Source organism: Yersinia sp. Marseille-Q3913 (assembly GCF_963892745.1).
Lineage (GTDB): Bacteria > Pseudomonadota > Gammaproteobacteria > Enterobacterales > Enterobacteriaceae > Yersinia > Yersinia bercovieri.
This window is the reverse complement of the sequence record NZ_CAWQAF010000027.1, coordinates 1-26,145: the sequence shown is the minus strand read 5'-3', so window position 1 is coordinate 26,145 and position 26,145 is coordinate 1. Positions and strand designations below refer to the sequence as shown.

Here is a 26,145-nt window from a genome sequence, read left to right as displayed (position 1 = left end):
TTCTTAAACACGAAAAGAAATAAAATACACCATCTTTTTTTGTCTATCTTTTAGATCCCTCTTTAATATATCGTTTTTTACGCTGCTATATATTTTCGGCATATTCACGACATAAAACCACCGTATCTTCAATCAACCTGCGGGCCACAGTGCCCGGCGGCGGCAGTAATGGGAGTTGGTCGTAGCGATACCAACCGGCATTGAGCAGCTCCTTCGGATCGTGGCGCAGTTCGCCGTGGTCATACTCCGCCATATAGGCCACCATGAGCGAGTGTGGGAACGGCCAGGGTTGTGACGTCACGTAGCGCAGATTTTTAATGTGGATATTGCTCTCTTCCAAAACCTCACGGGACACGGCCTGCTCCAGTGTTTCGCCCACTTCGACAAAACCGGCCAGCACCGTATTAATCCCGCCACGATGCCGTACATGCTGCGCCAATAAGATTTCATCACCACGGCGAATGGCAACAATCACACAAGGGGCGATTTGCGGATAATAGCGTTCACGGCAGTGATTACACAGGCAAGCCCATTCGGTGCGGCTGGCATGCATTTGATGACCGCAATAGCCGCAGAAGCGGTGCGAACGATAAAACTCCGCTAATTGCACCCCCCGCCCAGCCAGTTGGAACAGACCGCGATCCACATCCAGCAATTGGCGCACTGATCCCATGTCGGTCGGCATGATCTGGCGAATAAGCCAAACCGCCTGCCCCTGCCATTCACCAATTTGTCTGGCGGTTGCGCCCTGTAGTGACCAATTGGCAGCATTGCCTTGTGGCAACTCCCCTTTTGGCAGCCATAACTTGTTTTCATGGCTGACTATCCACCAACCACTCTCTTTACCTGTAAGTTGTAGTTCCATATCGTTGTTGCACAACCTCGACTTCACTGGCAATCTAGAATCTGGCTTGTTACTTTTTTGTAACTCATTATTACTTCACGGAGTCGTTCATGCTCAATCGACTGGAAAGCTTGACTCAACGCGTTGGCGGCAGTAATGAATTAATTGATCAATGGCTCCATGCGCGTAAAGAACTTTTAGTTTCGTATTGCACAGTGATCGGTATTAAGCCGCGAAAAGAAAAGCATACCCCGCTTAATGAAAAAGCGCTGGAGAACTTTTGTCATAACCTGGTGGATTATCTCTCAGCTGGTCATTTTCACATCTACGACAGAATTATCAAGCAGGTAGAAGGCGAGTCTAGCCCAAGAATGGCGCTGACCACCAAAGTTTACCCTGCGTTAAAAAACAATACCCAAACTATCATGTCATTCCACGATCGTTATACCAACATCGAGATCGATGACGATGATAGCTGCACCGAGTTCCAGCAGGCGTTATCCGATATCGGCGAAGCCCTCGACGCCCGTTTCCAGTTAGAAGATCAGTTAATTAAGTGGGCAGCAGAGTCCTGGCAAGCCGCTCAGCCTGCAGCACCTGTGGGGCAAGTAAAATAGCTTACAGCCCGCCCTTGTAGTTTTAATACAACCTCATATACTGAGGATTCTTGTCGGAGTGCCTAGCGTAGACTTTTTTAGGAAAGAAAACGCAGGCTGAGACCGTTAATTCGGGATCCGCGGAACCTGATCGGGTTAGTACCCGCGAAGGGAACAAGAGTAATTTATCGCTACAGGCCCGGTTTCCCCTTCACAGGTGGCTTCCGGTCACTGGCCAACATCGTTACTCCCGCCAAGCTCCAGACAAGCAATTTTCCCTATACACCACATTGGCTCTATAAACCACACTGGTAGGAATTTGCTATGTCTAATAATACGACGTCAGTCACCACGAAAAACCCATCACGCCCGCGCAAACAGCAGCGCGAAGAAGCCCAGCAGTTTATTGATAGTTTGCAGGGCGTCACTTTCCCCAACTCCCAACGCATCTACCTGCAAGGTTCACGGCCTGACATTCAGGTGCCGATGCGCGAGATCCAACTGAGTCCGACCTTAATCAGCGGCAGCAAGGACGATCCACGCTACGAAGATAACGAAGCCATTCCGGTTTACGACACCTCCGGCCCTTATGGCGACCCCCTAGCCAAATTGGATGTCCATGTGGGACTGCCCAAACTGCGAGCCAGCTGGATTGCAGATCGTCAGGATACCGAAGCCCTCACCTCGGTCAGTTCAGGATTTACCCAGCAGCGCCTGGCGGATGAAGGTTTGGATCATCTGCGCTTTGAGCATCTACCCAAGCCGAAAAAAGCCATCGAGGGCAAGTGTGTCACCCAACTGCACTATGCTCGCGCGGGGATTGTCACACCAGAAATGGAGTTTATCGCCCTGCGTGAAAACATGGGGCGAGAAAGAGTTCGCGGCGAAGTTTTGCGCCACCAGCACCCTGGGCAGAATTTCGGGGCTAATTTGCCGGAGAACATCACGGCAGAATTCGTGCGCCAAGAGGTCGCAGCAGGCCGCGCCATCATCCCCGCCAATATAAATCACCCAGAAGCTGAGCCAATGATTATTGGCCGCAACTTTTTGGTCAAAGTAAACGCCAACATCGGCAATTCGGCGGTGACCTCCTCCATCGAAGAGGAGGTAGAAAAGCTGGTGTGGTCCACACGCTGGGGAGCCGATACTGTGATGGACTTATCTACTGGCCGCTATATTCATGAAACTCGTGAATGGATTTTGCGTAACAGCCCGGTGCCGATCGGGACAGTACCTATCTATCAGGCGCTGGAGAAAGTGAATGGCGTGGCTGAAAACCTGACTTGGGAGATGTTCCGCGATACCTTGCTGGAGCAGGCGGAGCAAGGGGTCGATTACTTTACTATCCACGCCGGCGTGTTGCTGCGCTATGTGCCGATGACCGCCAAACGTCTAACCGGTATCGTCTCTCGCGGCGGTTCCATCATGGCGAAGTGGTGCTTGTCCCATCATCAGGAAAACTTCCTGTATCAGCATTTCCGTGAAATTTGCCAAATTTGCGCCGCCTACGATGTTTCATTGTCACTCGGCGATGGCTTGCGGCCAGGTTCTATTCAGGATGCCAATGATGAAGCCCAATTTGCCGAATTGCATACACTGGGTGAATTAACCAAGATCGCCTGGGAATATGATGTTCAAGTGATGATCGAAGGCCCCGGCCATGTGCCGATGCAGATGATCCGCCGCAATATGACCGAGGAGCTGGAGCACTGTCACGAAGCGCCGTTTTATACTTTGGGGCCGCTCACCACAGATATCGCACCGGGTTATGATCACTTCACCTCAGGCATTGGGGCGGCAATGATCGGCTGGTTTGGTTGCGCTATGCTCTGTTACGTCACGCCAAAAGAGCATCTGGGCCTGCCAAATAAAGACGATGTAAAACAGGGGCTTATAACCTACAAAATCGCAGCCCATGCCGCTGATCTGGCTAAAGGGCACCCCGGTGCACAGATCCGCGATAACGCCATGTCGAAAGCTCGTTTTGAATTCCGCTGGGAAGATCAGTTCAATCTGGCCCTCGATCCCGAAACCGCGCGCGCCTATCACGATGAAACCCTGCCGCAAGAGTCGGGCAAAGTGGCCCACTTCTGCTCCATGTGCGGGCCAAAATTCTGCTCAATGAAAATCTCGCAAGAAGTGCGCGACTATGCCGCAGCACAGGAGGCTGCCGCTCAGCCAATCAAAATCCAACAATCTGGCATGGAGCAAATGTCAGTTGAGTTCCGCTCTCGTGGCAGTGAGTTGTACCACAGCAAAAGTATCCGGCAGAGCGAGGTTAACGATGAACAAGCCTGATGCCCCCTTTGCCGCCACTGAACATCGGCTGGGTTTGTACCCGGTGGTGGATTCACTGATCTGGATCACCCGGTTATTGGCCAGCGGCGTGACCACTATCCAATTGCGCATCAAAGAGTTAGATGAGACGCGGGTGGAACAAGATATTGCCGCCGCCATTGAGTTGGGTAAACGCTATAACGCCCGCTTATTTATCAATGACTACTGGCGGCTGGCGATTAAGCACGGCGCTTACGGGGTGCATCTGGGCCAGGAGGATCTGGAAATAGCTGATTTGATCGCGATTCAGCAAGCCGGGTTACGGCTGGGCGTGTCGACCCACGATGAGCGGGAGTTGGCGCAAGCCCGCGAGCTGCGCCCTTCCTATATCGCCCTCGGCCATATTTTCCCGACGCAAACCAAACAGATGCCATCTGCCCCGCAAGGGGTGGAGGCCTTAACGCGCCAGGTGAGCAACACGCCGGATTACCCCACGGTTGCTATTGGCGGTATCAGTTTGGCGCGTGTTCCTCTGGTGGTCGCCAGCGGTGTCGGGAGTGTGGCGGTGGTCAGTGCCATCACCCAAGCCGCCGACTGGCAGCACGCCACCGCGCAGCTACTGCAACTGGTGGAAGGTAAGGAGTCAACTTATGCATGATAACGCATTGAGTGATCAAGATTTTCTGCGCTATAGCCGCCAGTTGCTATTGGAAGATCTCGGCCCCGAGGGGCAGCAAAAGCTCAAACAGGCCAGTGTACTGATTGTCGGTCTGGGCGGCCTTGGCTCGCCAGCAGCGCTCTATCTCGCCGCCGCTGGCGTAGGAAAGTTGTGGTTGGCAGATGATGATGCCTTAGAAATAAGTAACTTACAGCGGCAGGTGCTCTATCGCACGGCGGATATTGGTCACAGCAAGGCCAAATTGGCTCAGCGCCACTTGCAAGGTTTGAACCCGCAGATAGAGGCCATCACTCTTGATAGACGGCTGACGGGCAGCACCTTAACCGATGCGGTCGCGGCGGCGGATTTAGTGCTCGATTGCTGTGACAACATGGAAACCCGCCATCAGGTGAATGCCGCCTGCGTGCAAGCGGGCAAACCACTGATCAGTGGCAGTGCCGTCGGCTTCAGCGGCCAGTTGCTGATTATCGAACCCCCTTACACCCACGGCTGCTACGCCTGCTTGTATCCCAGCAAAGAGACACAACAGCGCAACTGCCGCACCGCCGGTGTATTGGGGCCAGTAGTTGGGGTCATCGGCACCTTGCAAGCATTGGAGGCGATCAAGATGTTGGCCGGGCTGCCCTCGGCACTCAGTGGCAAATTACGCCTTTTCGATGGCAAACAGCAAAGCTGGAGCACGCTACAACTCAGCAAAGCCAGTCATTGTCCGGTTTGCGGAGGCAGCGCGTGAAGATTTCACTCAATGATGAATTGATCGAGCTGGAAAACCCGCTGACAGTGCAGGAGTTGTTAACTCAACTGGGCTACAGCCAGCCGGGTAGCGCGCTAGCTGTCAATCAAGCCATTATTCCCCGTGATAGTTGGGACGACCGCCTACTGCAGGATGGGGATGACATTTTGCTGTTTCAAGCTATTGCCGGAGGCTGACATGTTGAAAATTGCCGATACCACTTTTACTTCAAGACTATTTACCGGAACCGGAAAATTTTCGACGCCAGCACTGATGTTGGCGGCGCTACAGGCGTCCGGTTCACAGTTAATCACCATGGCGATGAAGCGGGTTGACCTGAAATCAGGCAACGATGCCATTCTCGCCCCCTTGCGCCAGTTGGGCGTGCGTTTGCTGCCCAATACCTCAGGGGCGAAAACCGCCGAGGAAGCGGTGTTTGCGGCACGTCTGGCCCGTGAGGCCCTCGGCACCCATTGGGTGAAACTGGAGATTCACCCGGATGTGAAGTATCTGTTGCCTGATCCGATAGAAACCCTAAAAGCTGCTGAAATATTGGTGAAACAGGGTTTTGTGGTGCTGCCTTACTGCGGCGCTGACCCGGTTTTGTGCAAGCGACTGGAAGAGGCGGGTTGCGCTGCCGTCATGCCATTGGGCGCACCTATTGGTTCAAACCTGGGATTACGCACCCGCGATTTTCTGCAAATTATTATCGAGCAAGCCAGGGTGCCGGTGGTGGTTGATGCCGGTATTGGTGCGCCAAGTCATGCGCTTGAGGCGATAGAACTGGGTGCGGATGCTGTGCTGGTGAATACCGCAATTGCTGTCGCCCGCTCACCGGTGCAAATGGCCCACGCCTTCCGGCTGGCAGTGGAGTCGGGCGAGTTGGCACGTCAGGCGGGGCTGGGGCATTCACAACGTCAGGCCACGGCCACCAGCCCGCTGACCGGATTCCTCAGCCAGTTGGCGGAGAATAATCATGACTGACGATTTTAGCCATCACTGGCAGCAATTGGATTGGGATGATATTTCACTGCGTATCAATGCTAAGACCGCCCGTGATGTCGAACGGGCAATAAATAGCAGCAAGCCCGACCGGGAAGATCTCATGGCGTTGATTTCACCAGCCGCGTTGGCCTATCTGGAGCCAATGGCGCAAAAAGCACAGCAGCTAACTCGCCAACGTTTCGGTAATACCGTGGGTTTTTATGTGCCGCTGTATCTCTCCAATCTCTGCGCCAATGATTGCACCTATTGCGGTTTCTCGATGAGTAACCGTATTAAACGCAAAACGCTGGATGAAACCGAGATCCTCCGTGAGTGCGAAGCCATCAAAACTCTGGGTTTCGAGCATCTCTTATTGGTCACTGGGGAACATCAGGCCAAAGTGGGCATGGACTACTTTCGTCGCCATCTGCCCGCCATTCGCCGTCGTTTTAGCTCCCTGATGATGGAGGTGCAACCGCTGGCAGAGGAGGAGTATGCGGAGTTAAAAACCTTGGGATTGGATGGCGTGATGGTTTATCAGGAAACATATCACCCGGCAACCTATCAGCAGCATCACTTACGGGGCCATAAGCAGGATTTCCATTGGCGGCTGGCAACCCCGGATCGCTTGGGCCGGGCCGGGATCGACAAGATCGGATTAGGCGCATTGATTGGGCTATCCAATAGCTGGCGCACTGACTGCTATATGCTGGCGGAGCACCTGTTTTACCTGCAACGGAGTTATTGGCAGAGCCGCTATTCAATCTCCTTCCCGCGTTTGCGGCCCTGTGCTGGCGGCATTGAACCCGCATCACTGATGAGCGAGCCACAACTGCTGCAACTGATTTGTGCTTTCCGTCTGTTTGCGCCGGATGTGGAGTTGTCGTTATCGACTCGTGAATCGCCGTTTTTCCGCGATAATGTGATCCCGGTGGCGATCAACAATGTCAGTGCCGGCTCTAAAACTCAGCCGGGCGGCTATGCTGATGATCATCCGGAGCTGGAACAGTTCGCCCCCCACGATAATCGTTCGCCGCAACAAGTGGCCCACGCCTTAATGCAAGCAGGGCTGCAACCGGTTTGGAAGGACTGGGATAGTCATTTAGGACGAGCGATCTCTTAGGCGAGATGTTGGTACACTAAAAAAGCAAAAAAAAACCGCTCCCGAAGGAGCGGTTTTTAGCCTGGTGACGAGCAAAGAGCTTAGTCTTTGCTGTTACCAAAACCGGCGTTGAGCAATTCAGCCAGGTTAGCCGTTGCTTCATCCGCGCTAACTTGCGGAACAACAGGTGCTTCACCCTGTGCTTTACGGCGCGCACGATCCTGATGATAAGCGTAACCAGTACCGGCTGGGATCAGACGGCCCACGATTACGTTCTCTTTCAGGCCACGCAGTTCATCACGTTTACCGGCAACTGCCGCTTCAGTAAGAACGCGCGTGGTTTCCTGGAACGAAGCTGCAGAGATAAAGGACTCGGTCGCCAAGGATGCCTTGGTGATACCCAGCAGGTCACGTGTAAACGTAGCCTCGATTTTGCCTTCAGCTGCCAGCTTACGGTTAGCGATTTTAACGCGAGACATTTCTGCCTGCTCGCCTTCCAGGAAGTCAGTGCTACCTGCATCAACGATGGTGCCTTTACGCAGCATCTGACGAACGATAACTTCAATGTGTTTATCGTTAATCTTAACGCCTTGCAGACGGTAAACTTCCTGCACTTCGTTGGTGATGTAACGAGTCACCGCATGAACGCCACGCAGACGCAGAATGTCGTGTGGAGATTCTGGGCCATCGGAGACCACGTCACCGCGCTCTACAATTTCACCTTCGAACACGTTGAGCTGACGCCATTTCGGGATCATCTCTTCGTATGCATCGCTACCATCCAACGGTGAGATCACCAGACGGCGCTTGCCTTTGGTCTCTTTACCGAACGAGATGATCCCGCTGATTTCAGCCAGGATTGCAGGCTCTTTCGGACGACGTGCTTCGAACAAGTCAGCAACACGTGGCAGACCACCGGTAATATCCTTAGTACCGCTTGATTCCTGCGGAATACGCGCCAGGGTATCACCTGCACCGATCTGAATGCCGTCTTCCAACTGTACAATCGCTTTACCTGGCAGGAAGTATTGAGCAGGCATATCTGTACCTGGGATCAATACGTCATTGCCTTTGGCATCAACGATTTTCAGTGCTGGACGCAGGTCTTTACCGCTACCGGTACGCTCTGCTGAATCCAGAACCACCAGAGAAGACAAACCAGTCAGTTCGTCGGTCTGGCGAGTAATGGTCTGGCCGTCAACCATGTCCGCGAAGCGAATGAAACCGCTCACTTCGGTCACAACTGGCATGATATGCGGATCCCAGTTAGCAACAGTTTCGCCGCCAACCACTTCTGCGCCATCGCCTTTGCCCATTACGGCACCGTAAGGCACTTTGTAGCTCTCTTTAGTACGACCGAATTCGTCGATCAGCTTCAGCTCGGTATTACGAGAAGTAATAACCAGCTTGCCCGCTGCATTGGTGACGAACTTGACGTTACTCAGTTTCAGCGTGCCTTTGTTCTTAACCTGAATGCTTGATTCTGCTGCCGCACGAGATGCCGCACCACCGATGTGGAACGTACGCATCGTAAGCTGGGTACCCGGCTCACCGATGGACTGTGCTGCAATAACGCCCACTGCTTCGCCTTTGTTGATGATGTGACCACGTGCCAGGTCGCGACCGTAGCAGTTAGCACACACACCGAAATCGGTTTCACAGCTTACAACTGAACGAACTTTAACGCTGTCGACGGAGTTTTCTTCTAACAGATCACACCATTTTTCGTCCAACAGGGTGTTACGCGGAACCAGAATATCAGCCGTACCCGGCTTGATAACTTCTTCTGCGGTCACACGACCCAGAACGCGATCGCGCAGTGGCTCTTTAACATCACCACCTTCGATAACCGGAGTCATCACGATACCATTATGGGTACCGCAGTCATCTTCGGTTACTACCAGATCCTGTGCCACGTCAACCAAACGACGGGTCAGGTAACCGGAGTTCGCAGTTTTCAATGCGGTATCCGCCAAACCTTTACGCGCACCATGGGTTGAGATGAAGTACTGAAGTACGTTCAAACCTTCACGGAAGTTCGCGGTGATTGGCGTTTCAATGATCGAACCATCTGGTTTAGCCATCAGGCCACGCATCCCTGCCAGCTGACGAATCTGTGCTGCAGAACCACGCGCACCGGAGTCGGCCATCATAAAGATGCTGTTGAAGGAGACCTGCTGTTCGATTTCGCCTTTGCTGTTAACGACGTCTTCTACAGACAAGTTATCCATCATCGCCTTGGCAACACGTTCGTTGGCCGCGGCCCAGATATCGATCACTTTGTTATAACGTTCGCCTGCTGTTACCAGACCGGATTGGAACTGTTCCTGGATCTCGGCAACTTCAGTTTCAGCTTCTTCGATGATCCCTGCTTTCGCTTCTGGGATAACCATGTCATCGATACCTACAGAGGCGCCTGAGCGTGCTGCGTAAGCAAAACCGGTGTACATGATCTGGTCAGCAAAGATAACCGTTGGTTTCAAGCCCAGGATGCGGTAACAAGTGTTCAGCATCTTGGAGATGGCTTTTTTGCCCAACGGCTGATTAACGATAGAGTAAGGCAGGCCTTTCGGGACAATCATCCACAAAATGGCACGGCCGACAGTCGTATCGATAATGCTGGTGCGTGTTGTGCTTTCGCCTTCGATATTACGAATTTCTTCAGTAATACGGACTTTTACCCGTGCATGCAGAGATGCCAGGCCAGCGCGGTAAATACGCTCGGCTTCTTTCGGGCCAGTCAGAACCATGCCTTCGCCTTTGGCGTTAACACAGTCACGAGTCATGTAGTACAGACCCAATACAACGTCCTGAGAAGGAACGATGATTGGCTCGCCGTTCGCCGGTGACAGGATGTTGTTGGTAGACATCATCAACGCACGCGCTTCTAACTGAGCTTCCAGTGTCAGCGGTACGTGAACAGCCATTTGGTCACCATCGAAGTCGGCGTTGTATGCCGCACAAACCAATGGGTGCAACTGGATTGCCTTGCCTTCGATCAGAACCGGTTCAAACGCTTGGATACCCAAACGGTGAAGGGTTGGTGCACGGTTCAGCAGTACTGGGTGTTCGCGGATAACTTCATCCAGAATGTCCCAAACAACCGCTTCTTCACGCTCAACCATCTTCTTGGCAGCTTTGATGGTGGTAGCAAGACCACGCAATTCCAGCTTGCCGTAGATGAACGGTTTGAACAGCTCAAGAGCCATTTTCTTAGGCAGACCGCACTGATGCAGACGCAGGTATGGACCCACGGTGATCACTGAACGGCCTGAGTAGTCAACACGTTTACCCAGCAAGTTCTGACGGAAACGACCTTGCTTACCTTTGATCATGTCAGCCAGTGACTTCAATGGACGCTTGTTAGAGCCGGTAATTGCACGACCGCGACGGCCGTTATCCAGCAATGCATCTACTGCTTCTTGCAGCATACGCTTTTCGTTACGTACGATGATGTCGGGAGCCGCCAAGTCCAGCAGGCGCTTCAGACGGTTGTTACGGTTGATCACGCGACGATACAAATCGTTCAGATCAGAAGTCGCAAAGCGACCGCCATCCAATGGAACCAATGGACGCAGATCTGGCGGCAATACAGGCAGCACGGTCAGGATCATCCACTCTGGCTTGTTGCCAGACTGTACGAACGCTTCCAGCAACTTGATACGCTTGGTCAGCTTCTTACGCTTGGTTTCAGAATTTGTTTCGTTCAACTCTTCGCGCAGGATCTCGCACTCAGCTTCCAAGTCCATATTTTTCAACAGGGCTTGAATCGCCTCGGCGCCCATTTTCGCGTCGAACTCATCACCAAACTCTTCCAACGCGTCCAGATACTGCTCTTCAGTCAGGATCTGACGACGTTCCAGGTTGGTCATGCCGCCTTCAATAACCACATAGGATTCGAAGTACAGAACACGTTCGATGTCACGTAATGGCATATCCAGTAACAAACCGATGCGCGAAGGCAAGGATTTCAGGAACCAGATGTGCGCAGTTGGAGAAGCCAGCTCGATGTGACCCATACGCTCACGGCGTACTTTAGTTTGAGTCACTTCAACGCCGCATTTCTCACAAATAACACCGCGGTGTTTCAAACGCTTGTACTTACCGCACAGGCATTCGTAATCTTTTACTGGGCCAAAGATACGGGCGCAGAAAAGGCCGTCACGTTCTGGTTTGAACGTACGGTAGTTAATGGTTTCCGGCTTTTTAACTTCGCCGAACGACCATGAACGGATCATGTCTGGCGATGCCAGAGCAATTTTGATCGCATCAAACTCTTCGGTCTTAGTTTGCGCTTTCAGAAACTTTAATAAGTCTTTCACGGATTGGCTCCTGTCGGAGTTAGACCTGCCAGGCATCCAAACCTAAGAATATAAAAACCTAGGTTTGAGCGCCCCTGTGACCAGTGCGAACCACCAGCAAACTCCCGGCTATGAGAGTTTGCCGTCTGGTGAAGAATTACTCTTCTTCCAGCTCGATATTGATACCCAGCGAGCGGATCTCTTTCAACAATACGTTGAAGGACTCCGGCATACCTGGTTCCATACGGTGATCGCCATCCACGATGTTTTTGTACATCTTGGTACGGCCGTTTACATCGTCGGACTTGACGGTAAGCATTTCCTGCAATGTGTACGCGGCACCATAAGCTTCCAACGCCCACACTTCCATCTCACCGAAGCGCTGACCACCGAACTGAGCCTTACCACCCAGCGGCTGCTGAGTAACCAGGCTGTAAGAACCGGTAGAACGCGCATGCATTTTGTCATCAACCAAGTGGTTCAGTTTCAGCATGTACATGTAGCCGACAGTAACCTGGCGCTCGAACTGCTCACCGGTACGGCCGTCAAACAGAGTAATCTGACCAGAAGTTGGCAGGCCACCCAGCTGTAACAGTTCCTTGATCTCTTTCTCTGTCGCGCCATCGAAGACTGGTGTTGCGATTGGCATACCTTTTTTCAGGTTCTCAGCCAGACGCAGTACTTCGTCATCGGTAAAGGTGCTCAGATCAACTTTCTGACAAACGTTGTCGCCCAGATCGTAGGCTTTCTGGATGAACTCACGCAGTTTGGCAACTTCTTCCTGCTTCTTCAGCATGGCGTTGATTTTCTCGCCGATGCCTTTCGCTGCCATCCCTAAGTGGGTTTCCAAAATCTGACCGATGTTCATACGCGATGGTACGCCCAGCGGGTTCAGAACGATGTCTACCGGCGTACCGTTTTCATCGTAAGGCATATCTTCGATCGGGTTAATCTTGGAGATAACACCTTTGTTACCGTGACGACCGGCCATCTTGTCACCCGGCTGAATCTGACGTTTCACCGCCAGATACACCTTGACGATCTTCAGCACGCCTGGTGCTAAATCATCACCTTGGGTGATCTTACGACGCTTGGCATCCATCTTCTTCTCGAATTCGGATTTCATTTCGTCGTACTGCTCTGCCAACTGTTCCAGCTGGTTTTGCTTGTCTTCGTCGGTCAGGCCCAGTTCGAGCCAGCGATCACGTGGTAACTTGCTCAGCTTGTCAGCTTCGATGCCACCAGAAACCAGTACTGCGTGGATACGTGCAAACAGGCCCGCTTCCAGGATCTGCAACTCTTCAGTCAGGTCTTTCTTAGCCTGCTTCAATTGCATCTCTTCGATTTCCAACGCACGTTTGTCTTTTTCTACGCCATCGCGAGTAAAGACCTGCACGTCAATAACCGTACCGGAAACACCGTTTGGTACACGCAGAGAAGAGTCTTTAACGTCAGACGCTTTCTCACCGAAGATCGCACGTAACAGCTTCTCTTCTGGGGTCAGTTGGGTTTCACCTTTAGGTGTAACTTTACCCACCAGAATGTCGCCGCCAGTTACTTCAGCACCGATATACACAATACCGGATTCATCCAGTTTGGAGAGCGCCGCTTCACCCACGTTAGGAATGTCGGCAGTGATCTCTTCAGGCCCTAACTTGGTGTCGCGAGACACACATGCCAATTCCTGAATGTGGATGGTGGTGAAGCGATCTTCTTGAACCACACGCTCGGAGACCAAGATGGAGTCTTCGAAGTTGTAACCGTTCCAAGGCATGAAGGCTACGCGCATGTTCTGACCCAATGCCAGTTCGCCCAAGTCTGTTGATGGGCCATCTGCCAGCACGTCGCCGCGCTCGATTGGCTCACCCAGATTCACACACGGCATCTGGTTGATGCAGGTGTTCTGGTTAGAACGGGTGTATTTGGTCAGGTTATAAATATCAATGCCTGCTTCGCCCGGATACATTTCGTCTTCGTTAACTTTGATAACGATACGGGATGCATCTACGTACTGAACAGTACCGCCACGTTTGGCTACAGAGGTTACCCCTGAGTCAACCGCTACCGCACGTTCCATACCAGTACCTACCAGCGGCTTATCAGCACGCAGAGTAGGAACCGCCTGACGTTGCATGTTCGCACCCATCAAGGCACGGTTGGCGTCATCGTGTTCCAGGAATGGAATCAGAGAAGCACCAACGGACACCACCTGTTGGGTGGAAACGTCCATGTAGTCAACTTGATCGCGGCTGAACAGGCTTGATTCGCCTTTGCTACGACAAGTGACCAAGTCTTCGATGAAGCGGCCGTCTTCGTCCAGGTTGGAGTTCGCCTGAGCAATAACGAAGTTGCCTTCTTCAATAGCAGACAGATAGTTGATTTCATCAGTCACCACACCGTCACGCACACGACGATACGGAGTTTCCAGGAAACCATACTCATTGGTCTGTGCGTACACGGACAAGGAGTTGATCAGACCGATGTTTGGACCTTCTGGCGTTTCGATTGGACATACACGACCGTAGTGAGTCGGATGAACGTCTCGAACTTCAAAGCCAGCACGCTCACGGGTCAAACCGCCCGGACCCAATGCAGAAATACGACGCTTATGCGTGATTTCAGACAGCGGGTTGTTCTGGTCCATAAATTGTGACAACTGGCTGGAACCAAAGAACTCTTTCACCGCGGCCGAAATTGGCTTGGCGTTGATCATGTCCTGAGGCATCAAGGTGTCGAGGTCGCCCAGAGACAAACGCTCTTTAACTGCACGCTCAACACGAACCAGACCTACGCGGAACTGGTTTTCAGCCATTTCACCAACGGAACGAATACGACGGTTGCCTAAGTGGTCGATATCATCCACTTCGCCTTTACCGTTACGGATATCGATGAGCTTCTTCATCACTTCTGTGATGTCTTCTTTGCTCAGGATACCGGAACCTTCGATCTCGTCACGCAGCAGTGAACGGTTGAACTTCATCCGGCCAACCGCAGACAAGTCGTAGCGGTCTTCAGAGAAGAACAGGTTCTCAAACAGATTTTCAGCTGCTTCACGTGTTGGTGGCTCACCAGGACGCATCATGCGGTAAATCTCAACCAGAGCGCTCAGACGATCGCTAGTTGGATCAACACGCAGGGTCTCGGAGATATAAGCACCGTGATCCAGGTCGTTGGTGAACAATGTTTCGATTTGCTTGTGACCAGACTGGCTCAGCTTAGCAAGCAGATCCAATGACAGCTCCATGTTGGCTGCACAGATCAGTTCGCCAGTGCTCTCATCAATATAGTCTTTTGCGACCACTTTGCCGGCAATGTATTCAACCGGAACTTCGATGCGATCAATGCCGTCTTTTTCAAGCTGGCGAATATGGCGAGCAGTAATACGACGCGCTTTCTCGACGTAAACTTTGCCATTCGCTTCAATATCAAAGGATGCCGTTTCACCGCGCAGACGCTCTGGAACCAACTCCATCTGCAGCTTGTTGTCACGAATCTCAAAGACCACTTTGTCAAAGAACAGATCCAGGATCTGTGTAGTGGTGAAATTCAATGCACGCAGAATGATGGTTGCAGGCAGTTTACGACGACGGTCAATACGGACAAACAGGTTATCTTTCGGGTCAAACTCGAAATCTAACCATGAACCGCGGTAAGGGATGATACGTGCGTTATACAGCACTTTACCCGATGAGTGGGTTTTACCCTTATCACTGTCAAAGAAAACGCCAGGACTACGATGCAGCTGAGATACGATAACCCTCTCAGTACCGTTAATGACAAAGGTACCGTTCTCGGTCATGAGTGGAATTTCACCCATGTAGACTTCTTGTTCTTTGATGTCTTTAACCGTACCTTCCGGAGCTTCGCGCTCATAGATAACCAGACGCAGCTTAACGCGCAGCGGTGCGGAATAAGTCACACCACGGATCTGGCACTCTTTGACGTCAAATACTGGCTCACCAAGACGGTAGCTAACGTATTGCAGCTCCGAATTGCCGCTGTAGCTCTGGATTGGAAAAACAGAACGGAATGCTGCTTCTAGGCCGTGCTGCCCTTCGGGATCTTGCTCGATAAATTTCTGGAACGAGTCAAGTTGGATAGAAAGGAGATAAGGTATGTCCAAAACTTGTGGACGTTTACCAAAATCCTTACGAATACGTTTTTTCTCGGTATAGGAGTAAACCATAGGGTTCCTCAGCTCGCTGATCAGTGACCCACTCTGTCCGCCCTAACACTAGGACAGGTCATGCAACACTATTATTTTGATTGAGAAGTCGAAACACCTCTCGGAATACTCTTTTCTATCACTCTTAAACCATTTCATCGCGTTACTTTGACTACCGAGCTACCCGAGTGGGTCGTAGCTGAGAACGCAGTATATTAAGTCGTCAATAGAAAGGAATATTAGGGGTTAGTCAGTCGCTAAACAGTGTGAAATGCAACTGACGCCCTACAGCGCAAAAAGGCTGATGACTAAAAAGTCACCAGCCATCAGCCTATAAGTTAGGCTGCGAACTCAAAGCTTAACTTACTTGATCTCAACAGAAGCACCAGCTTCTTCCAGAGATTTTTTCAGTGACTCAGCTTCGTCTTTGTTCACGCCTTCTTTCAGAACTGCAGGTGCAGATTCAACTAGGTCTTTAGCTTCTTTCAAGCCCAGGCCAGTTGCGCCGCGAACAGCTTTGATTACTGCAACTTTGTTGTCGCCGAATGAAGCCAGAACAACGTTAAATTCAGTTTGTTCTTCAACAGCTTCAGCAGCAGCAGCAGGACCTGCAGCAACAGCAGCAGCAGAAACGCCAAATTTCTCTTCCATAGCAGAGATCAGTTCAACGATTTCCATTACAGACAGAGCTGCAACGCCTTCCAGAATTTGGTCTTTAGTGATAGTTGACATAACAAGTGTTCCTAAAATACAGAAATAGTTAATACGTTAAAAAGCAATGACTAAAAAAGCGAGGGCGATTAAGCCGCTTCAGCTTCTTTCTGGTCACGCAGCGCAGCCAGAGTACGAACCAATTTGCCAGCAGCGGCTTCTTTCATGGTTCCCATCAGACGTGCGATTGCTTCTTCGTAGGTCGGCAGAGTTGCCAGGCGGTCGATCTGAGCCGCAGGGATTAACTCGCCTTCAAAGGCTGCTGCTTTAACCTCAAATTTTGCATTATCTTTAGCAAAAGCTTTGAACAAACGAGCAGCTGCGCCCGGGTGCTCAGTAGAGAATGCAATCAAGGTTGGACCAACAAACGTGTCTTTCAGGCATTCAAATGAAGTGCCTTCAACAATGCGACGCAGCAAGGTGTTACGAACAACTTGCATGTGAACGCCAGCTTCACGACCTGCTTTACGCAGTTCAGTCATTTTATCAACGGTAACGCCACGAGAATCCGCAACAACCGCAGACAGCGCACCTTTGGCTACTTCTTTAACTTCAGCAACAATCGCTTGTTTGCCTTGAAGATTTAGTGCCATTAGTTCTTGCTCCTGGATTAACCGGGGAGTAATTCCCCGGAACTCACGTCACCCAACACACTACAAAATGCAGTGAACGGGCGTTGAAACACGGTGAGCAGAATCCAGCAAAGACTATTCTTTTCAATTCTTTATAAAAAGAGAAAAAATTTCTTTAGGTTCTGTCACCGTCTACGCAGGAGATTAAGTTCTTTACAGAACACCTGCGGTCTTGGACGGAGGCTTGGATAAGGCCAAGCTCCAACCGAAAAATTCTGTTTTCTGTTGAGAAAAAAACACCATCAACAGAAGCGTGGGCGTAAGATTCTAGACAAACCTTACGCCCACGTAAAGCGATAAAAGCAAATAGTGATTAGTTCACTACTGCAGTCAGGCCGCTTTGATCAATGGCAACGCCGGCGCCCATGGTAGTGGACAGGCTGATTTTCTTGATATAAACGCCTTTCGCTGTAGCTGGTTTAGCACGCTTCAGCGCAACAATCAGTGATTCTAAGTTTTCTCTCAATTTCTCTGAATCGAAGTCAACTTTACCAATTGTTGTGTGGATAATACCGTTTTTGTCGTTGCGATAACGAACCTGACCCGCTTTAGCATTCTTAACTGCTTCAGCAACGTTAGGAGTAACAGTACCCACTTTAGGGTTAGGCATCAGGCCACGTGGACCCAAGATCTGGCCCAATTGACCCACAACGCGCATTGCATCCGGGGAAGCAATAACAACGTCGAAGTTCATTTCGCCTTTCTTGATTTGGTCAGCCAGATCTTCCATACCTACCAATTCAGCGCCTGCTTCTTTCGCAGCTTCAGCGTTTGCACCCTGAGCGAAAACAGCAACGCGTACTGAACGGCCAGTACCATGTGGCAGCACAGTTGCGCCACGAACGTTCTGGTCAGATTTACGTGCGTCGATACCGAGGTTAACGGCAACGTCCACACTTTCTACGAATTTAGCAGTAGCCAGCTCTTTCAGCAGGGCAACAGCTTCGTTGATATCGTATTGCTTAGTAACATCAACTTTGTCACGGATCACGCGCATGCGCTTGGTCAGCTTAGCCATTTATTAACCCTCCACTACCAGGCCCATGGAACGAGCAGTACCTTCAATTGAACGCATCATGTCGTCAATTGAAGCACCAGTCATATCCGCAGCTTTGGTTTCTGCGATTTCACGAACCTGAGCACTGGTCACGGTCCCTACTTTGTCTTTGTTCGGCTTGCCGGAACCAGACTTAATACCTGCCGCTTTTTTCAGCAGAACTGCTGCTGGCGGGGTTTTAGTAACGAAAGTGAAAGAGCGATCAGAATAAACAGTAATAACAACAGGGATCGGCAGGCCTTTTTCAATGCTTTCAGTCTTAGCATTGAACGCTTTACAGAATTCCATGATGTTAACACCTTGCTGACCCAAAGCTGGACCAACTGGTGGACTTGGGTTCGCCATACCAGCTGCAACTTGCAGCTTGACATAGGCTTGTACTTTCTTAGCCATTTACGATTTCCTCGATTTGGGTAATATCGCCTCGTTTGAGGCTCCCCGTGTTTTGTCTTGCTTAGGGTTTGCCACGGATGACAAAAGCAAAACATCTAAAAACAAAAGGCGCGAAATTGTATTGTAATTTCGCGCCTAAGACAAGACTCAAATTTCAACCATTGTCGAAAAATGAATCAGGCTTTTTCTACCTGACTGAAGTCCAGTTCGACCGGTGTTGCACGACCAAAGATGGAAACAGATACTTTTAAGCGGCTCTTTTCGTAATCCACTTCTTCAACGACACCATTGAAGTCGGCAAACGGACCATCGCTAACACGTACCAGTTCACCTGGTTCAAACAGTGTTTTAGGTCGTGGCTTATCACCCACTTGCTGAAGGCGATTCATAATCGCATCAACTTCCTTATCACTGATTGGTGCTGGGCGATCGGATGTACCACCGATAAAGCCCATAACACGAGGCACACTACGCACTAAGTGCCAGCTGGCATCATTCATCACCATCTGGACCAGTACGTAACCTGGGAAGAATTTACGTTCACTTTTACGGCGTTGACCACCGCGAATCTCGACGACTTCTTCCGTTGGAACCATGACTTCGCCAAACAGCTCTTCCATGTCATGTAACTTGATGTGCTCGCGCAGCGATTGAGCTACACGGCCTTCAAAACCGGAAAACGCCTGAACGACGTACCAACGCTTTTTTGGTGCTTCAGACATCTTAGAACCTCAGGCCAGTAATAAATGATACCAAGCGGACCAGGATACCATCTAGCCCCCATAGAATCAGTGACATTACAGCAGTTACCGCAGCAACGATTAACGTTGTGTGCAGAGTTTCCTGACGGGTAGGCCAAATCACTTTACGCACTTCCGTGCGTGCTTCACGAGCAAACGCTACAGTGGCTTTACCTTTTGCCGTCATCAGCGCAACAGCACCGGCAACAGCGATAATTACTACAACTGCCAACGCGCGCAGCGGCAAGCTGAAATCACGGTAATAATAATTGCCAACAATAGCTGCAACTAATAATACAGCAACGATTAGCCATTTAGCCGTTTCCAGGCCGCGTCCGCTCCCTGGAGCCTCGGTATTCGCACTCATAAACCAACCTGTCACTATGATTCAGAACAAACAACTTTGCTTCGCATCGCAAAGCAAACCAAGCCGAAGGATGCTCTAGAGACTCTCTAATCGGCACCATTCAGCACTATTCGCCGTACTTCCAGAGCCCATCTCACCGGTAATTATGATAAAAAACTACTGATGAGATAGGTTCTAGTATGACAACGTAGAAAAAGGGCATCAAATGATGCCCTTTTATCGCATGTCGCGTCAAATCTTATTCAATGACTTTTGCAACAACGCCCGCACCAACAGTGCGACCGCCTTCACGAATGGCGAAACGCAGACCGTCATCCATTGCGATAGGGGCTATCAGGTTAACAACCATTTGAATGTTATCACCAGGCATCACCATCTCAACGCCTTCGGGTAGCTCTATAGTACCGGTTACGTCAGTTGTACGGAAGTAGAACTGAGGACGGTATCCTTTGAAGAATGGCGTATGACGGCCACCTTCATCTTTGCTCAGAATATAAACTTCTGATTCAAATTTGGTGTGTGGCTTGATCGAACCTGGTTTAGCCAGTACCTGACCGCGCTGCACATCATCACGTTTAGTACCACGCAGCAGAACACCTACGTTCTCGCCAGCACGACCTTCGTCCAGCAGCTTGCGGAACATTTCAACGCCTGTACAAGTCGTTCTGATGGTATCGATGATACCTACAATCTCGACCTCTTCACCGACTTTGACAATACCGCGCTCTACACGCCCCGTCACCACAGTACCGCGGCCAGAGATAGAGAACACATCTTCAATTGGCAGCAGGAACGGACGATCAATTGCACGCTCTGGTTGTGGGATGTAGCTATCCAGTGCTTCGGCCAGCTCAATGATTTTGGCTTCCCATTCTGGCACACCTTCCAACGCTTTCAGCGCGGAGCCACGAATAACTGGAGTATCATCACCAGGGAAATCGTATTGAGACAGAAGCTCACGCACTTCCATTTCAACCAACTCCAGCAACTCTTCATCGTCAACCATGTCACATTTGTTCAGGAAGACGATAATGTAAGGCACGCCAACCTGGCGACCCAATAGGATATGCTCACGCGTCTGTGGCATTGGGCCATCAGTTGCAGCAACAACCAAAATAGCGCCATCCATCTGCGCAGCACCGGTTATCATGTTTTTAACGTAGTCAGCATGACCTGGGCAGTCAACATGCGCATAGTGGCGCGCCGGGGTGTCATATTCAACATGTGAAGTGTTGATGGTGATACCTCGAGCCTTCTCTTCCGGAGCGTTGTCGATCTGGTCGAATGCACGAGCACTACCGCCGTAGGTTTTAGCCAATACGGTAGTAATTGCAGCAGTTAGGGTAGTTTTACCATGGTCAACGTGGCCGATAGTACCCACATTAACGTGCGGTTTTGTACGTTCAAACTTTTCTTTAGACATCGATTGTCCCTCTAAGACACGGAATCGGTGGTTTCACCACATCAACCAAGCGCAGGCTTGATGAATCCATAACACAGAAAGAAAAATCAGGGGGACGAGAGAATTAGAAATGGTGCTGATAGGCAGATTCGAACTGCCGACCTCACCCTTACCAAGGGTGCGCTCTACCAACTGAGCCATATCAGCGCATCTTGGAGCGGGCAGTGGGAATCGAACCCACATCATCAGCTTGGAAGGCTGAGGTAATAGCCATTATACGATGCCCGCATCTTAGAACTCGGCTACCTGACTTAATCTGCAGAAACTTGAAAGGAAGGGCTTGGCCACTTCACTCTTCATCGAGAGCGTTGCTCTCGCCTTGAGTGTGTATTGGGGTTCGATCTTCTGAATCACCCTGAGACTCAAGGTTAAATATGGTGGTGGGGGAAGGATTATTCGTCACTTCGTTCCTCACCCTTCGGGTCGCCGCTTTGCGTCGCTGTCTCGCTACGCTCGGCTCGAACCTTATCGAAGGTTTTCACCTTCCCCTTGAGTGCTCATCTGAATTCTCAATGGGAAATCAGCTCGATACTCAAGGTTAAATATGGTGGTGGGGGAAGGATTCGAACCTTCGAAGTCGATGACGGCAGATTTACAGTCTGCTCCCTTTGGCCGCTCGGGAACCCCACCTAATTGTAAGTACTTGAATGGTGCCGGCACCAAGAGTCGAACTCGGGACCTACTGATTACAAGTCAGTTGCTCTACCAACTGAGCTATGCCGGCATCAAGTGCTGCGCATTCTAGGTAGAGCTGGCTTATGATGCAACAAAAAAATTGCATTAGTCACCTTTTTGCTCACAAAACGACCATTTTTTAATTGAGCGTAGTATTATTAACCGCGATTAGCTTAATTTACATTCAGAACGTCAGCAATAATAATCGACTCCGCAACTGAAAATCTACCAAAAAACCAGCCCCCCATTTCGACAATCTTATCACCGCTGACTGCATATAATTTTAGCCCCTCCCCAAAATAGAGCAATTCGCCCCACTACAGTGCTTATTCTGTTAAAAACTTTCTGCTCCATTAAGGGTAATTGCGCCGTCATATATTTGGCTTGTTTATTGCTTACACATAAATATCTGCGCGGTTAAGGGTTTTTGAGGAGTTTTATCATGAAGATAGTTTTACTTAATGCGGCTACATTGCCTGTCTACCACAGTGAGCTGGCAAGATTATTGATGGATGCGGTCTCTCATGGCGCCTCTATTGGCTATAACACGCGCTCGCTTTCACAGGAAGAAGCCGAGAACTATTTTAGTAGCCTCCGCCCCGCTATGGCGAAAGGATCACTATTATTGTGGATTGCTCGCGATGAAACGGGGATCACCGGAACGATACAATTAGATCTCTGCCAAAAATCGAATGGCTTAAATCGGGCTGAAGTACAGAAATTATTAGTACACAGCCGTAGTCGCCGTGCTGGCATTGGACATAAATTGATTCTAGAAATGGAGAAAGTTGCCGTTCAGCTGCGCCGTGGATTGCTCTATCTCGATACCCAAGCAGGTTCTCCTGCCGAATCATTTTACCGGGCACAGGGCTATTTCTGCATGGGGGAAATTCCTGATTATGCCTGTACGCCGGATGGCGATTATCATCCGACTGCGATTTACTTTAAGCGCTTATTCACCGTGAATCAGTCACATACAGCCGTAACCATTTAGCCACGATAGTCCAAATAGTAAGAATATCAGACCTTGCCGTACATATTAGTAATTGGCTGGAATAGCAACACACATCAAAGAAATCACTCGTTAAGTACAAAAATGTCTACGTCAAAAAGCAAGCTGCCTATAATATGCAGCTTGTTTCTTATCTGGAGTTGGCGTCCAGCGCCTTGTCCACCTGCGTTAACAGGCAGAATTTGGCTTATGACAAAAAGAGATCAATCTTTAGCGACGCCTTATCTACAGTTCGATCGTACTCAGTGGGCAGCTCTGCGCGACTCAGTACCATTGACACTAACAGAAGAAGAGATCGTTAAGCTCAAAGGGATTAACGAAGATCTTTCATTAGATGAAGTGGCACAGATTTATCTACCACTCTCGCGACTGCTTAATTTTTATATCAGTTCTAACCTGCGTCGCCAGGCTGTTCTGGAGCAATTTCTTGGAACCGATGGCCAGCGCATTCCTTATGTTATTGGTATTGCGGGCAGTGTTGCTGTCGGTAAAAGTACCACAGCCCGCTTATTACAGGCGTTGCTGAGCCGCTGGCCAGAACATCGCAGTGTAGAGCTGATTACTACAGACGGTTTTCTTTATCCGAACAAGGTGCTTAATGAGCGCGGTCTGATGAAGAAAAAAGGATTCCCGCAATCCTATGATATGCATAATTTGGTGAAATTCGTTTCTGAAGTAAAATCCGGGGCTGATCATGTCACCGCACCAGTTTATTCTCATCTAATATATGATATCGTGCCAGATGGTAATAAGATTATTAAGCAGCCCGACATCCTGATATTAGAAGGATTGAATGTGCTCCAAAGTGGTATGGATTACCCTCACGATCCCCATCATGTATTCGTCTCTGACTTTGTAGATTTCTCTATATATGTTGATGCGCCTGAGGATTTACTTCAAAGTTGGTATATTAACCGGTTCCTTAAATTTCGGCAGGGCGCATTTTCTAATCCTGACTCTTACTTCCATAACTATGCAAAACTGCCTGAGACCGAGGCCGTCAAGATCGCAACTCAGTTATGGATAGAGATTAATGGATTGAATCTAAAGCAAAATATATTACCAACCCGTGAGCGAGCAAGCCTGATCATGACGAAAAGTGCCAATCATGCCGTTGAAAGTGTGCGCTTAAGAAAGTAGAAAATTGCGGGTAGTCATCACTGCCCGCGTAATTATTTATTAAGCACCACGAAGAGATATCTCGCCACCAATATAAGGTTTTATATCACCGTTCTGCTCCAGTAATAATGCACCTTGCTGATCGATACCTCGAGCTACCCCATATATTTCTTGATTTCCAATAATCAACTTCACGGGACGATCAAGGTAATTATCCATTTGCCGCCAGCGAGAAATAAATGCCGATAAGCCTTCATTTTCAAATTTAACCACTGCCAGTCGTAATTCGGATAATAATTCGGCCGTTAGCTTATTACGGTCGATAATAACACCCGCTTCTTGCAAGTTAATCCACTCTTGGTTAATGACATTGATTGTCGATTCACGCATTGTCAGATTGATACCAGCACCAATCACTAACTGGGCAGCATCACCCGTTTTCCCCGTCAGCTCGACTAATATACCCGCTAATTTTTTATCATTTAAATACAGGTCATTCGGCCACTTAACCCGGACATTTTCAGCGCCCAATTTATGTAGCACCTCAGCCATGACTATCCCAACAACCAAGCTTAGCCCCATTGCCGCAGCGGGGCCTTGTTCCAGACGCCAGAACATGGAGAGGTAAAGGTTGGCACCAAAAGGCGATACCCACTGACGCCCACGTCTGCCGCGCCCAGCGTGTTGATATTCAGCCACACAGGCATCGCCAGATTTAAGTTCTGCTATACGGTCCAGTAGATATTGGTTAGTCGAGTCAACAACGGGTAATACAGCCACCTGCCCTGTAGGCAAGTGACTTAATATTTTTTGTTCATCCAACAACTGGATAGGTGCAGATAAACTATAACCTTTACCGGGAACCGTAAAAACATCTAATCCCCACTCTCTGATCGTTTGTATATGCTTGTTAATTGCGGCACGGCTCATGCCAAATATTGCGCCCAACTGCTCGCCGGAGTGAAAAGCACCATCCGCTAATATGCCGATTAACCGTAAAGGGATTTTATAATCTTTCACGACAAACGCTCCACAGCATTAACCTCACCATTACTTGCGATAAAGCGCACTTCTGGTTCTAACCAGATTGAAAATTTCTTGGCAACTTGCTGACGGATATAACTGGCAAGGCCAAGTACATCCTGACTTGTTGCCTCCGCAAGGTTAATCAGAACCAGAGCTTGCTGTTGATGTACTGCCGCCCCGCCGATCTGGTGCCCTTTAAGCCCACATTGCTCGATAAGCCAACCGGCGGCCAACTTTACCGAGCCATCAGGTTGTCGGTAATGAGGTGCATTAGGGTAATTTTTTACAATGTCTTCGGCGACAGCAGCATCTACTACCGGATTTTTGAAAAAGCTACCTGCATTACCGGCCACTGTGGGATCTGGTAGTTTACTACGGCGCATTGCACAGACAGAGTTAAAGATGTCTTGCGCGGTAACACTCAATGGGTCCATGCGCGTTAAATCACCATAGCCCAATGTCGGTGTCCATGATTTCATTAATTTGATACCCACAGCGACGATGGCAAACCCATTTCCATACTGATGCTTAAATATGCTATCACGATAGCCAAATTGGCACTCTTGAGCTGAAAGGCGCAAAACGGTGCCTTTATTCATATCAAGTAAATCAACGTATTCGCATACTTTTTGCAGTTCAACGCCATAGGCACCGATATTTTGAATCGGTGCAGAACCGACGCAACCGGGAATTAATGCTAAGTTCTCTAAGCCTGGCATGTTGTTTTGCAATGAATAACAGACCAATTGATGCCAGTTCTCCCCTGCCCCAACATGCAGATGCCAAGCTGCATCGTCTTCAGTAGAAGTGATACCTTTTATACGATTAAGTAATACTGTCCCTGAATAATTTTCGATAAATAGAACATTACTACCTTCACCAAGCAAAAGTACCGGTTGATGCTTAGAGAGTGATTCACGCCATGCGCTGATCAATTCCTCAGTCGAATTGGCACTGATTACTTTACTCGCGTAGGCTGATAGCGCGAAAGTATTGAGGTGTTTTAGCGGGGAACCTTGATTCGACATTACTTAGATACTCATTCTAACTAGCTCTGGCGTTAGTCTAACCGATCATAATGCGCATATTGTATTTTGTTTTAAGTGAAGACATAAAAAACTACACCCTTACTCGTTAGGTGTACTAATCAATGGAGAGCAGGTCAATACTGCTAGCCATACTTTCTAGTGGTTTTTATTTTTTGGATAGCAGAAAAGCAAAAACCCCACGCTTTTGGCATGGGGTCTCGGCTTGATTTGATGCCTGGCAG

Annotated in this window: 21 protein-coding genes, 4 tRNA genes, 1 other RNA gene and 1 riboswitch; of the genes, 9 read left to right on the top strand and 17 right to left on the bottom strand. The window is 49.7% G+C overall.

All coding sequences use genetic code 11. The features are described 5' to 3' along the window. Positions 1-85 precede the first annotated feature (85 nt). Positions 86-865: an NAD(+) diphosphatase gene (gene nudC / locus AACW11_RS12635; RefSeq protein WP_212586856.1), complete on the bottom strand. Its 780-nt coding sequence runs from the start codon at positions 863-865 to the stop codon at positions 86-88. A gap of 89 nt (positions 866-954) precedes the next feature. Between nudC and rsd the strand changes: the two genes are divergently transcribed. The 7 genes from rsd to thiH all read left to right on the top strand — a co-directional run bounded on the left by rsd (position 955) and on the right by thiH (position 7,236). Beyond that, positions 955-1,461, top strand: coding sequence for a sigma D regulator (gene rsd / locus AACW11_RS12630; protein WP_212586855.1), 507 nt, complete (start codon positions 955-957; stop codon positions 1,459-1,461). A 44-nt stretch (positions 1,462-1,505) separates the two neighbouring features. Beyond that, positions 1,506-1,631, top strand: a riboswitch (TPP riboswitch). Positions 1,632-1,764: 133 nt separating this feature from the next. After that, positions 1,765-3,738 carry a phosphomethylpyrimidine synthase ThiC gene (gene thiC / locus AACW11_RS12625; protein ID WP_249192950.1) on the top strand — a complete coding sequence of 658 codons (1,974 nt, stop codon included), beginning with the start codon at positions 1,765-1,767 and terminating at the stop codon, positions 3,736-3,738. After that, positions 3,725-4,375: a thiamine phosphate synthase gene (thiE, locus tag AACW11_RS12620; RefSeq protein ID WP_212586854.1), complete on the top strand. Its 651-nt coding sequence runs from the start codon at positions 3,725-3,727 to the stop codon at positions 4,373-4,375. The genes thiC and thiE overlap by 14 nt, the downstream gene beginning before the upstream one ends. Then, entirely contained in the window at positions 4,368-5,129 is a 762-nt protein-coding gene (locus tag AACW11_RS12615; protein WP_212586853.1) for a HesA/MoeB/ThiF family protein, read from the top strand. The genes thiE and AACW11_RS12615 overlap by 8 nt, the downstream gene beginning before the upstream one ends. Next, positions 5,126-5,326 (top strand): sulfur carrier protein ThiS, encoded by a 201-nt coding sequence (gene thiS / locus AACW11_RS12610; protein WP_212586852.1) that lies wholly within the window; start codon positions 5,126-5,128, stop codon positions 5,324-5,326. Before AACW11_RS12615 ends, thiS begins: the two co-directional genes overlap by 4 nt. A gap of 1 nt (position 5,327) precedes the next feature. Beyond that, positions 5,328-6,113 (top strand): thiazole synthase, encoded by a 786-nt coding sequence (locus AACW11_RS12605; protein WP_212586851.1) that lies wholly within the window; start codon positions 5,328-5,330, stop codon positions 6,111-6,113. Continuing rightward, positions 6,106-7,236: a 2-iminoacetate synthase ThiH gene (gene thiH / locus AACW11_RS12600; protein ID WP_212586850.1), complete on the top strand. Its 1,131-nt coding sequence runs from the start codon at positions 6,106-6,108 to the stop codon at positions 7,234-7,236. Before AACW11_RS12605 ends, thiH begins: the two co-directional genes overlap by 8 nt. 80 nt (positions 7,237-7,316) lie before the next feature. Here the strand turns inward: thiH and rpoC are convergent, their stop codons facing one another. From rpoC to AACW11_RS12530, 14 genes are all read right to left on the bottom strand, one after another. Beyond that, positions 7,317-11,537 carry a DNA-directed RNA polymerase subunit beta' gene (gene rpoC, locus AACW11_RS12595; RefSeq protein WP_005277566.1) on the bottom strand — a complete coding sequence of 1,407 codons (4,221 nt, stop codon included), beginning with the start codon at positions 11,535-11,537 and terminating at the stop codon, positions 7,317-7,319. Positions 11,538-11,673: 136 nt separating this feature from the next. Then, on the bottom strand, positions 11,674-15,702 hold the full coding sequence (gene rpoB / locus AACW11_RS12590; protein ID WP_005277562.1) for a DNA-directed RNA polymerase subunit beta: 4,029 nt from the start codon (positions 15,700-15,702) through the stop codon (positions 11,674-11,676). Between the two features lie 342 nt (positions 15,703-16,044). Then, positions 16,045-16,413 carry a 50S ribosomal protein L7/L12 gene (rplL, locus tag AACW11_RS12585; RefSeq protein WP_004876762.1) on the bottom strand — a complete coding sequence of 123 codons (369 nt, stop codon included), beginning with the start codon at positions 16,411-16,413 and terminating at the stop codon, positions 16,045-16,047. Positions 16,414-16,481: 68 nt separating this feature from the next. Beyond that, positions 16,482-16,985: a 50S ribosomal protein L10 gene (gene rplJ / locus AACW11_RS12580; protein ID WP_005277560.1), complete on the bottom strand. Its 504-nt coding sequence runs from the start codon at positions 16,983-16,985 to the stop codon at positions 16,482-16,484. 352 nt (positions 16,986-17,337) lie between these two features. After that, positions 17,338-18,042 (bottom strand): 50S ribosomal protein L1, encoded by a 705-nt coding sequence (rplA, locus tag AACW11_RS12575; protein ID WP_004876758.1) that lies wholly within the window; start codon positions 18,040-18,042, stop codon positions 17,338-17,340. A 3-nt stretch (positions 18,043-18,045) separates the two neighbouring features. Further along, complete coding sequence (gene rplK / locus AACW11_RS12570) at positions 18,046-18,474, bottom strand: 50S ribosomal protein L11 (RefSeq protein ID WP_004393384.1); 429 nt, start codon at positions 18,472-18,474, stop codon at positions 18,046-18,048. A gap of 176 nt (positions 18,475-18,650) precedes the next feature. Further along, a complete protein-coding gene (gene nusG, locus AACW11_RS12565) occupies positions 18,651-19,196 on the bottom strand; it encodes a transcription termination/antitermination protein NusG (RefSeq protein WP_005277556.1) in 546 nt (181 codons plus the stop codon). Between the two features lies 1 nt (position 19,197). Further along, entirely contained in the window at positions 19,198-19,581 is a 384-nt protein-coding gene (gene secE, locus AACW11_RS12560; protein WP_004704671.1) for a preprotein translocase subunit SecE, read from the bottom strand. 238 nt (positions 19,582-19,819) lie between these two features. After that, positions 19,820-21,004 (bottom strand): elongation factor Tu, encoded by a 1,185-nt coding sequence (tuf, locus tag AACW11_RS12555; protein ID WP_032898571.1) that lies wholly within the window; start codon positions 21,002-21,004, stop codon positions 19,820-19,822. Between the two features lie 110 nt (positions 21,005-21,114). Then, positions 21,115-21,190, bottom strand: a tRNA-Thr gene (locus AACW11_RS12550). 6 nt (positions 21,191-21,196) lie between these two features. After that, positions 21,197-21,271, bottom strand: a tRNA-Gly gene (locus AACW11_RS12545). Positions 21,272-21,418: 147 nt separating this feature from the next. Continuing rightward, positions 21,419-21,545: non-coding RNA, RtT sRNA (locus AACW11_RS12540), on the bottom strand. A 43-nt stretch (positions 21,546-21,588) separates the two neighbouring features. After that, a tRNA-Tyr gene (locus AACW11_RS12535) sits at positions 21,589-21,673 on the bottom strand. An 18-nt stretch (positions 21,674-21,691) separates the two neighbouring features. Continuing rightward, a tRNA-Thr gene (locus AACW11_RS12530) sits at positions 21,692-21,767 on the bottom strand. A gap of 393 nt (positions 21,768-22,160) precedes the next feature. Here AACW11_RS12530 and AACW11_RS12525 point away from each other — a divergent pair. After that, positions 22,161-22,712, top strand: a complete 552-nt coding sequence (locus AACW11_RS12525; protein WP_212586849.1) for a GNAT family N-acetyltransferase — start codon at positions 22,161-22,163, stop codon at positions 22,710-22,712. Positions 22,713-22,919: 207 nt separating this feature from the next. Continuing rightward, positions 22,920-23,870, top strand: coding sequence for a type I pantothenate kinase (gene coaA, locus AACW11_RS12520; RefSeq protein WP_212586848.1), 951 nt, complete (start codon positions 22,920-22,922; stop codon positions 23,868-23,870). A 39-nt stretch (positions 23,871-23,909) separates the two neighbouring features. On the opposite strand, the gene birA is transcribed toward coaA, so the two are convergent. After that, positions 23,910-24,869, bottom strand: a complete 960-nt coding sequence (birA, locus tag AACW11_RS12515) for a bifunctional biotin--[acetyl-CoA-carboxylase] ligase/biotin operon repressor BirA (RefSeq protein ID WP_212586847.1) — start codon at positions 24,867-24,869, stop codon at positions 23,910-23,912. Then, positions 24,866-25,903 (bottom strand): UDP-N-acetylmuramate dehydrogenase, encoded by a 1,038-nt coding sequence (murB, locus tag AACW11_RS12510; protein ID WP_212586846.1) that lies wholly within the window; start codon positions 25,901-25,903, stop codon positions 24,866-24,868. Before murB ends, birA begins: the two co-directional genes overlap by 4 nt. Positions 25,904-26,145 lie beyond the last annotated feature (242 nt).

What these genes read in the sequence shown, in the direction of transcription:
- nudC (WP_212586856.1), bottom strand. Translation starts at nt 865, where the DNA reads ATGGAACTACAACTTACAGGTAAAGAGAGTGGTTGGTGGATAGTCAGC.
- rsd (WP_212586855.1), top strand. Translation starts at nt 955, where the DNA reads ATGCTCAATCGACTGGAAAGCTTGACTCAACGCGTTGGCGGCAGTAAT.
- thiC (WP_249192950.1), top strand. Translation starts at nt 1,765, where the DNA reads ATGTCTAATAATACGACGTCAGTCACCACGAAAAACCCATCACGCCCG.
- thiE (WP_212586854.1), top strand. Translation starts at nt 3,725, where the DNA reads ATGAACAAGCCTGATGCCCCCTTTGCCGCCACTGAACATCGGCTGGGT.
- AACW11_RS12615 (WP_212586853.1), top strand. Translation starts at nt 4,368, where the DNA reads ATGCATGATAACGCATTGAGTGATCAAGATTTTCTGCGCTATAGCCGC.
- AACW11_RS12605 (WP_212586851.1), top strand. Translation starts at nt 5,328, where the DNA reads ATGTTGAAAATTGCCGATACCACTTTTACTTCAAGACTATTTACCGGA.
- thiH (WP_212586850.1), top strand. Translation starts at nt 6,106, where the DNA reads ATGACTGACGATTTTAGCCATCACTGGCAGCAATTGGATTGGGATGAT.
- rpoB (WP_005277562.1), bottom strand. Translation starts at nt 15,702, where the DNA reads ATGGTTTACTCCTATACCGAGAAAAAACGTATTCGTAAGGATTTTGGT.
- rplL (WP_004876762.1), bottom strand. Translation starts at nt 16,413, where the DNA reads ATGTCAACTATCACTAAAGACCAAATTCTGGAAGGCGTTGCAGCTCTG.
- rplJ (WP_005277560.1), bottom strand. Translation starts at nt 16,985, where the DNA reads ATGGCACTAAATCTTCAAGGCAAACAAGCGATTGTTGCTGAAGTTAAA.
- rplA (WP_004876758.1), bottom strand. Translation starts at nt 18,042, where the DNA reads ATGGCTAAGCTGACCAAGCGCATGCGCGTGATCCGTGACAAAGTTGAT.
- rplK (WP_004393384.1), bottom strand. Translation starts at nt 18,474, where the DNA reads ATGGCTAAGAAAGTACAAGCCTATGTCAAGCTGCAAGTTGCAGCTGGT.
- nusG (WP_005277556.1), bottom strand. Translation starts at nt 19,196, where the DNA reads ATGTCTGAAGCACCAAAAAAGCGTTGGTACGTCGTTCAGGCGTTTTCC.
- secE (WP_004704671.1), bottom strand. Translation starts at nt 19,581, where the DNA reads ATGAGTGCGAATACCGAGGCTCCAGGGAGCGGACGCGGCCTGGAAACG.
- tuf (WP_032898571.1), bottom strand. Translation starts at nt 21,004, where the DNA reads ATGTCTAAAGAAAAGTTTGAACGTACAAAACCGCACGTTAATGTGGGT.
- AACW11_RS12525 (WP_212586849.1), top strand. Translation starts at nt 22,161, where the DNA reads ATGAAGATAGTTTTACTTAATGCGGCTACATTGCCTGTCTACCACAGT.
- coaA (WP_212586848.1), top strand. Translation starts at nt 22,920, where the DNA reads ATGACAAAAAGAGATCAATCTTTAGCGACGCCTTATCTACAGTTCGAT.
- murB (WP_212586846.1), bottom strand. Translation starts at nt 25,903, where the DNA reads ATGTCGAATCAAGGTTCCCCGCTAAAACACCTCAATACTTTCGCGCTA.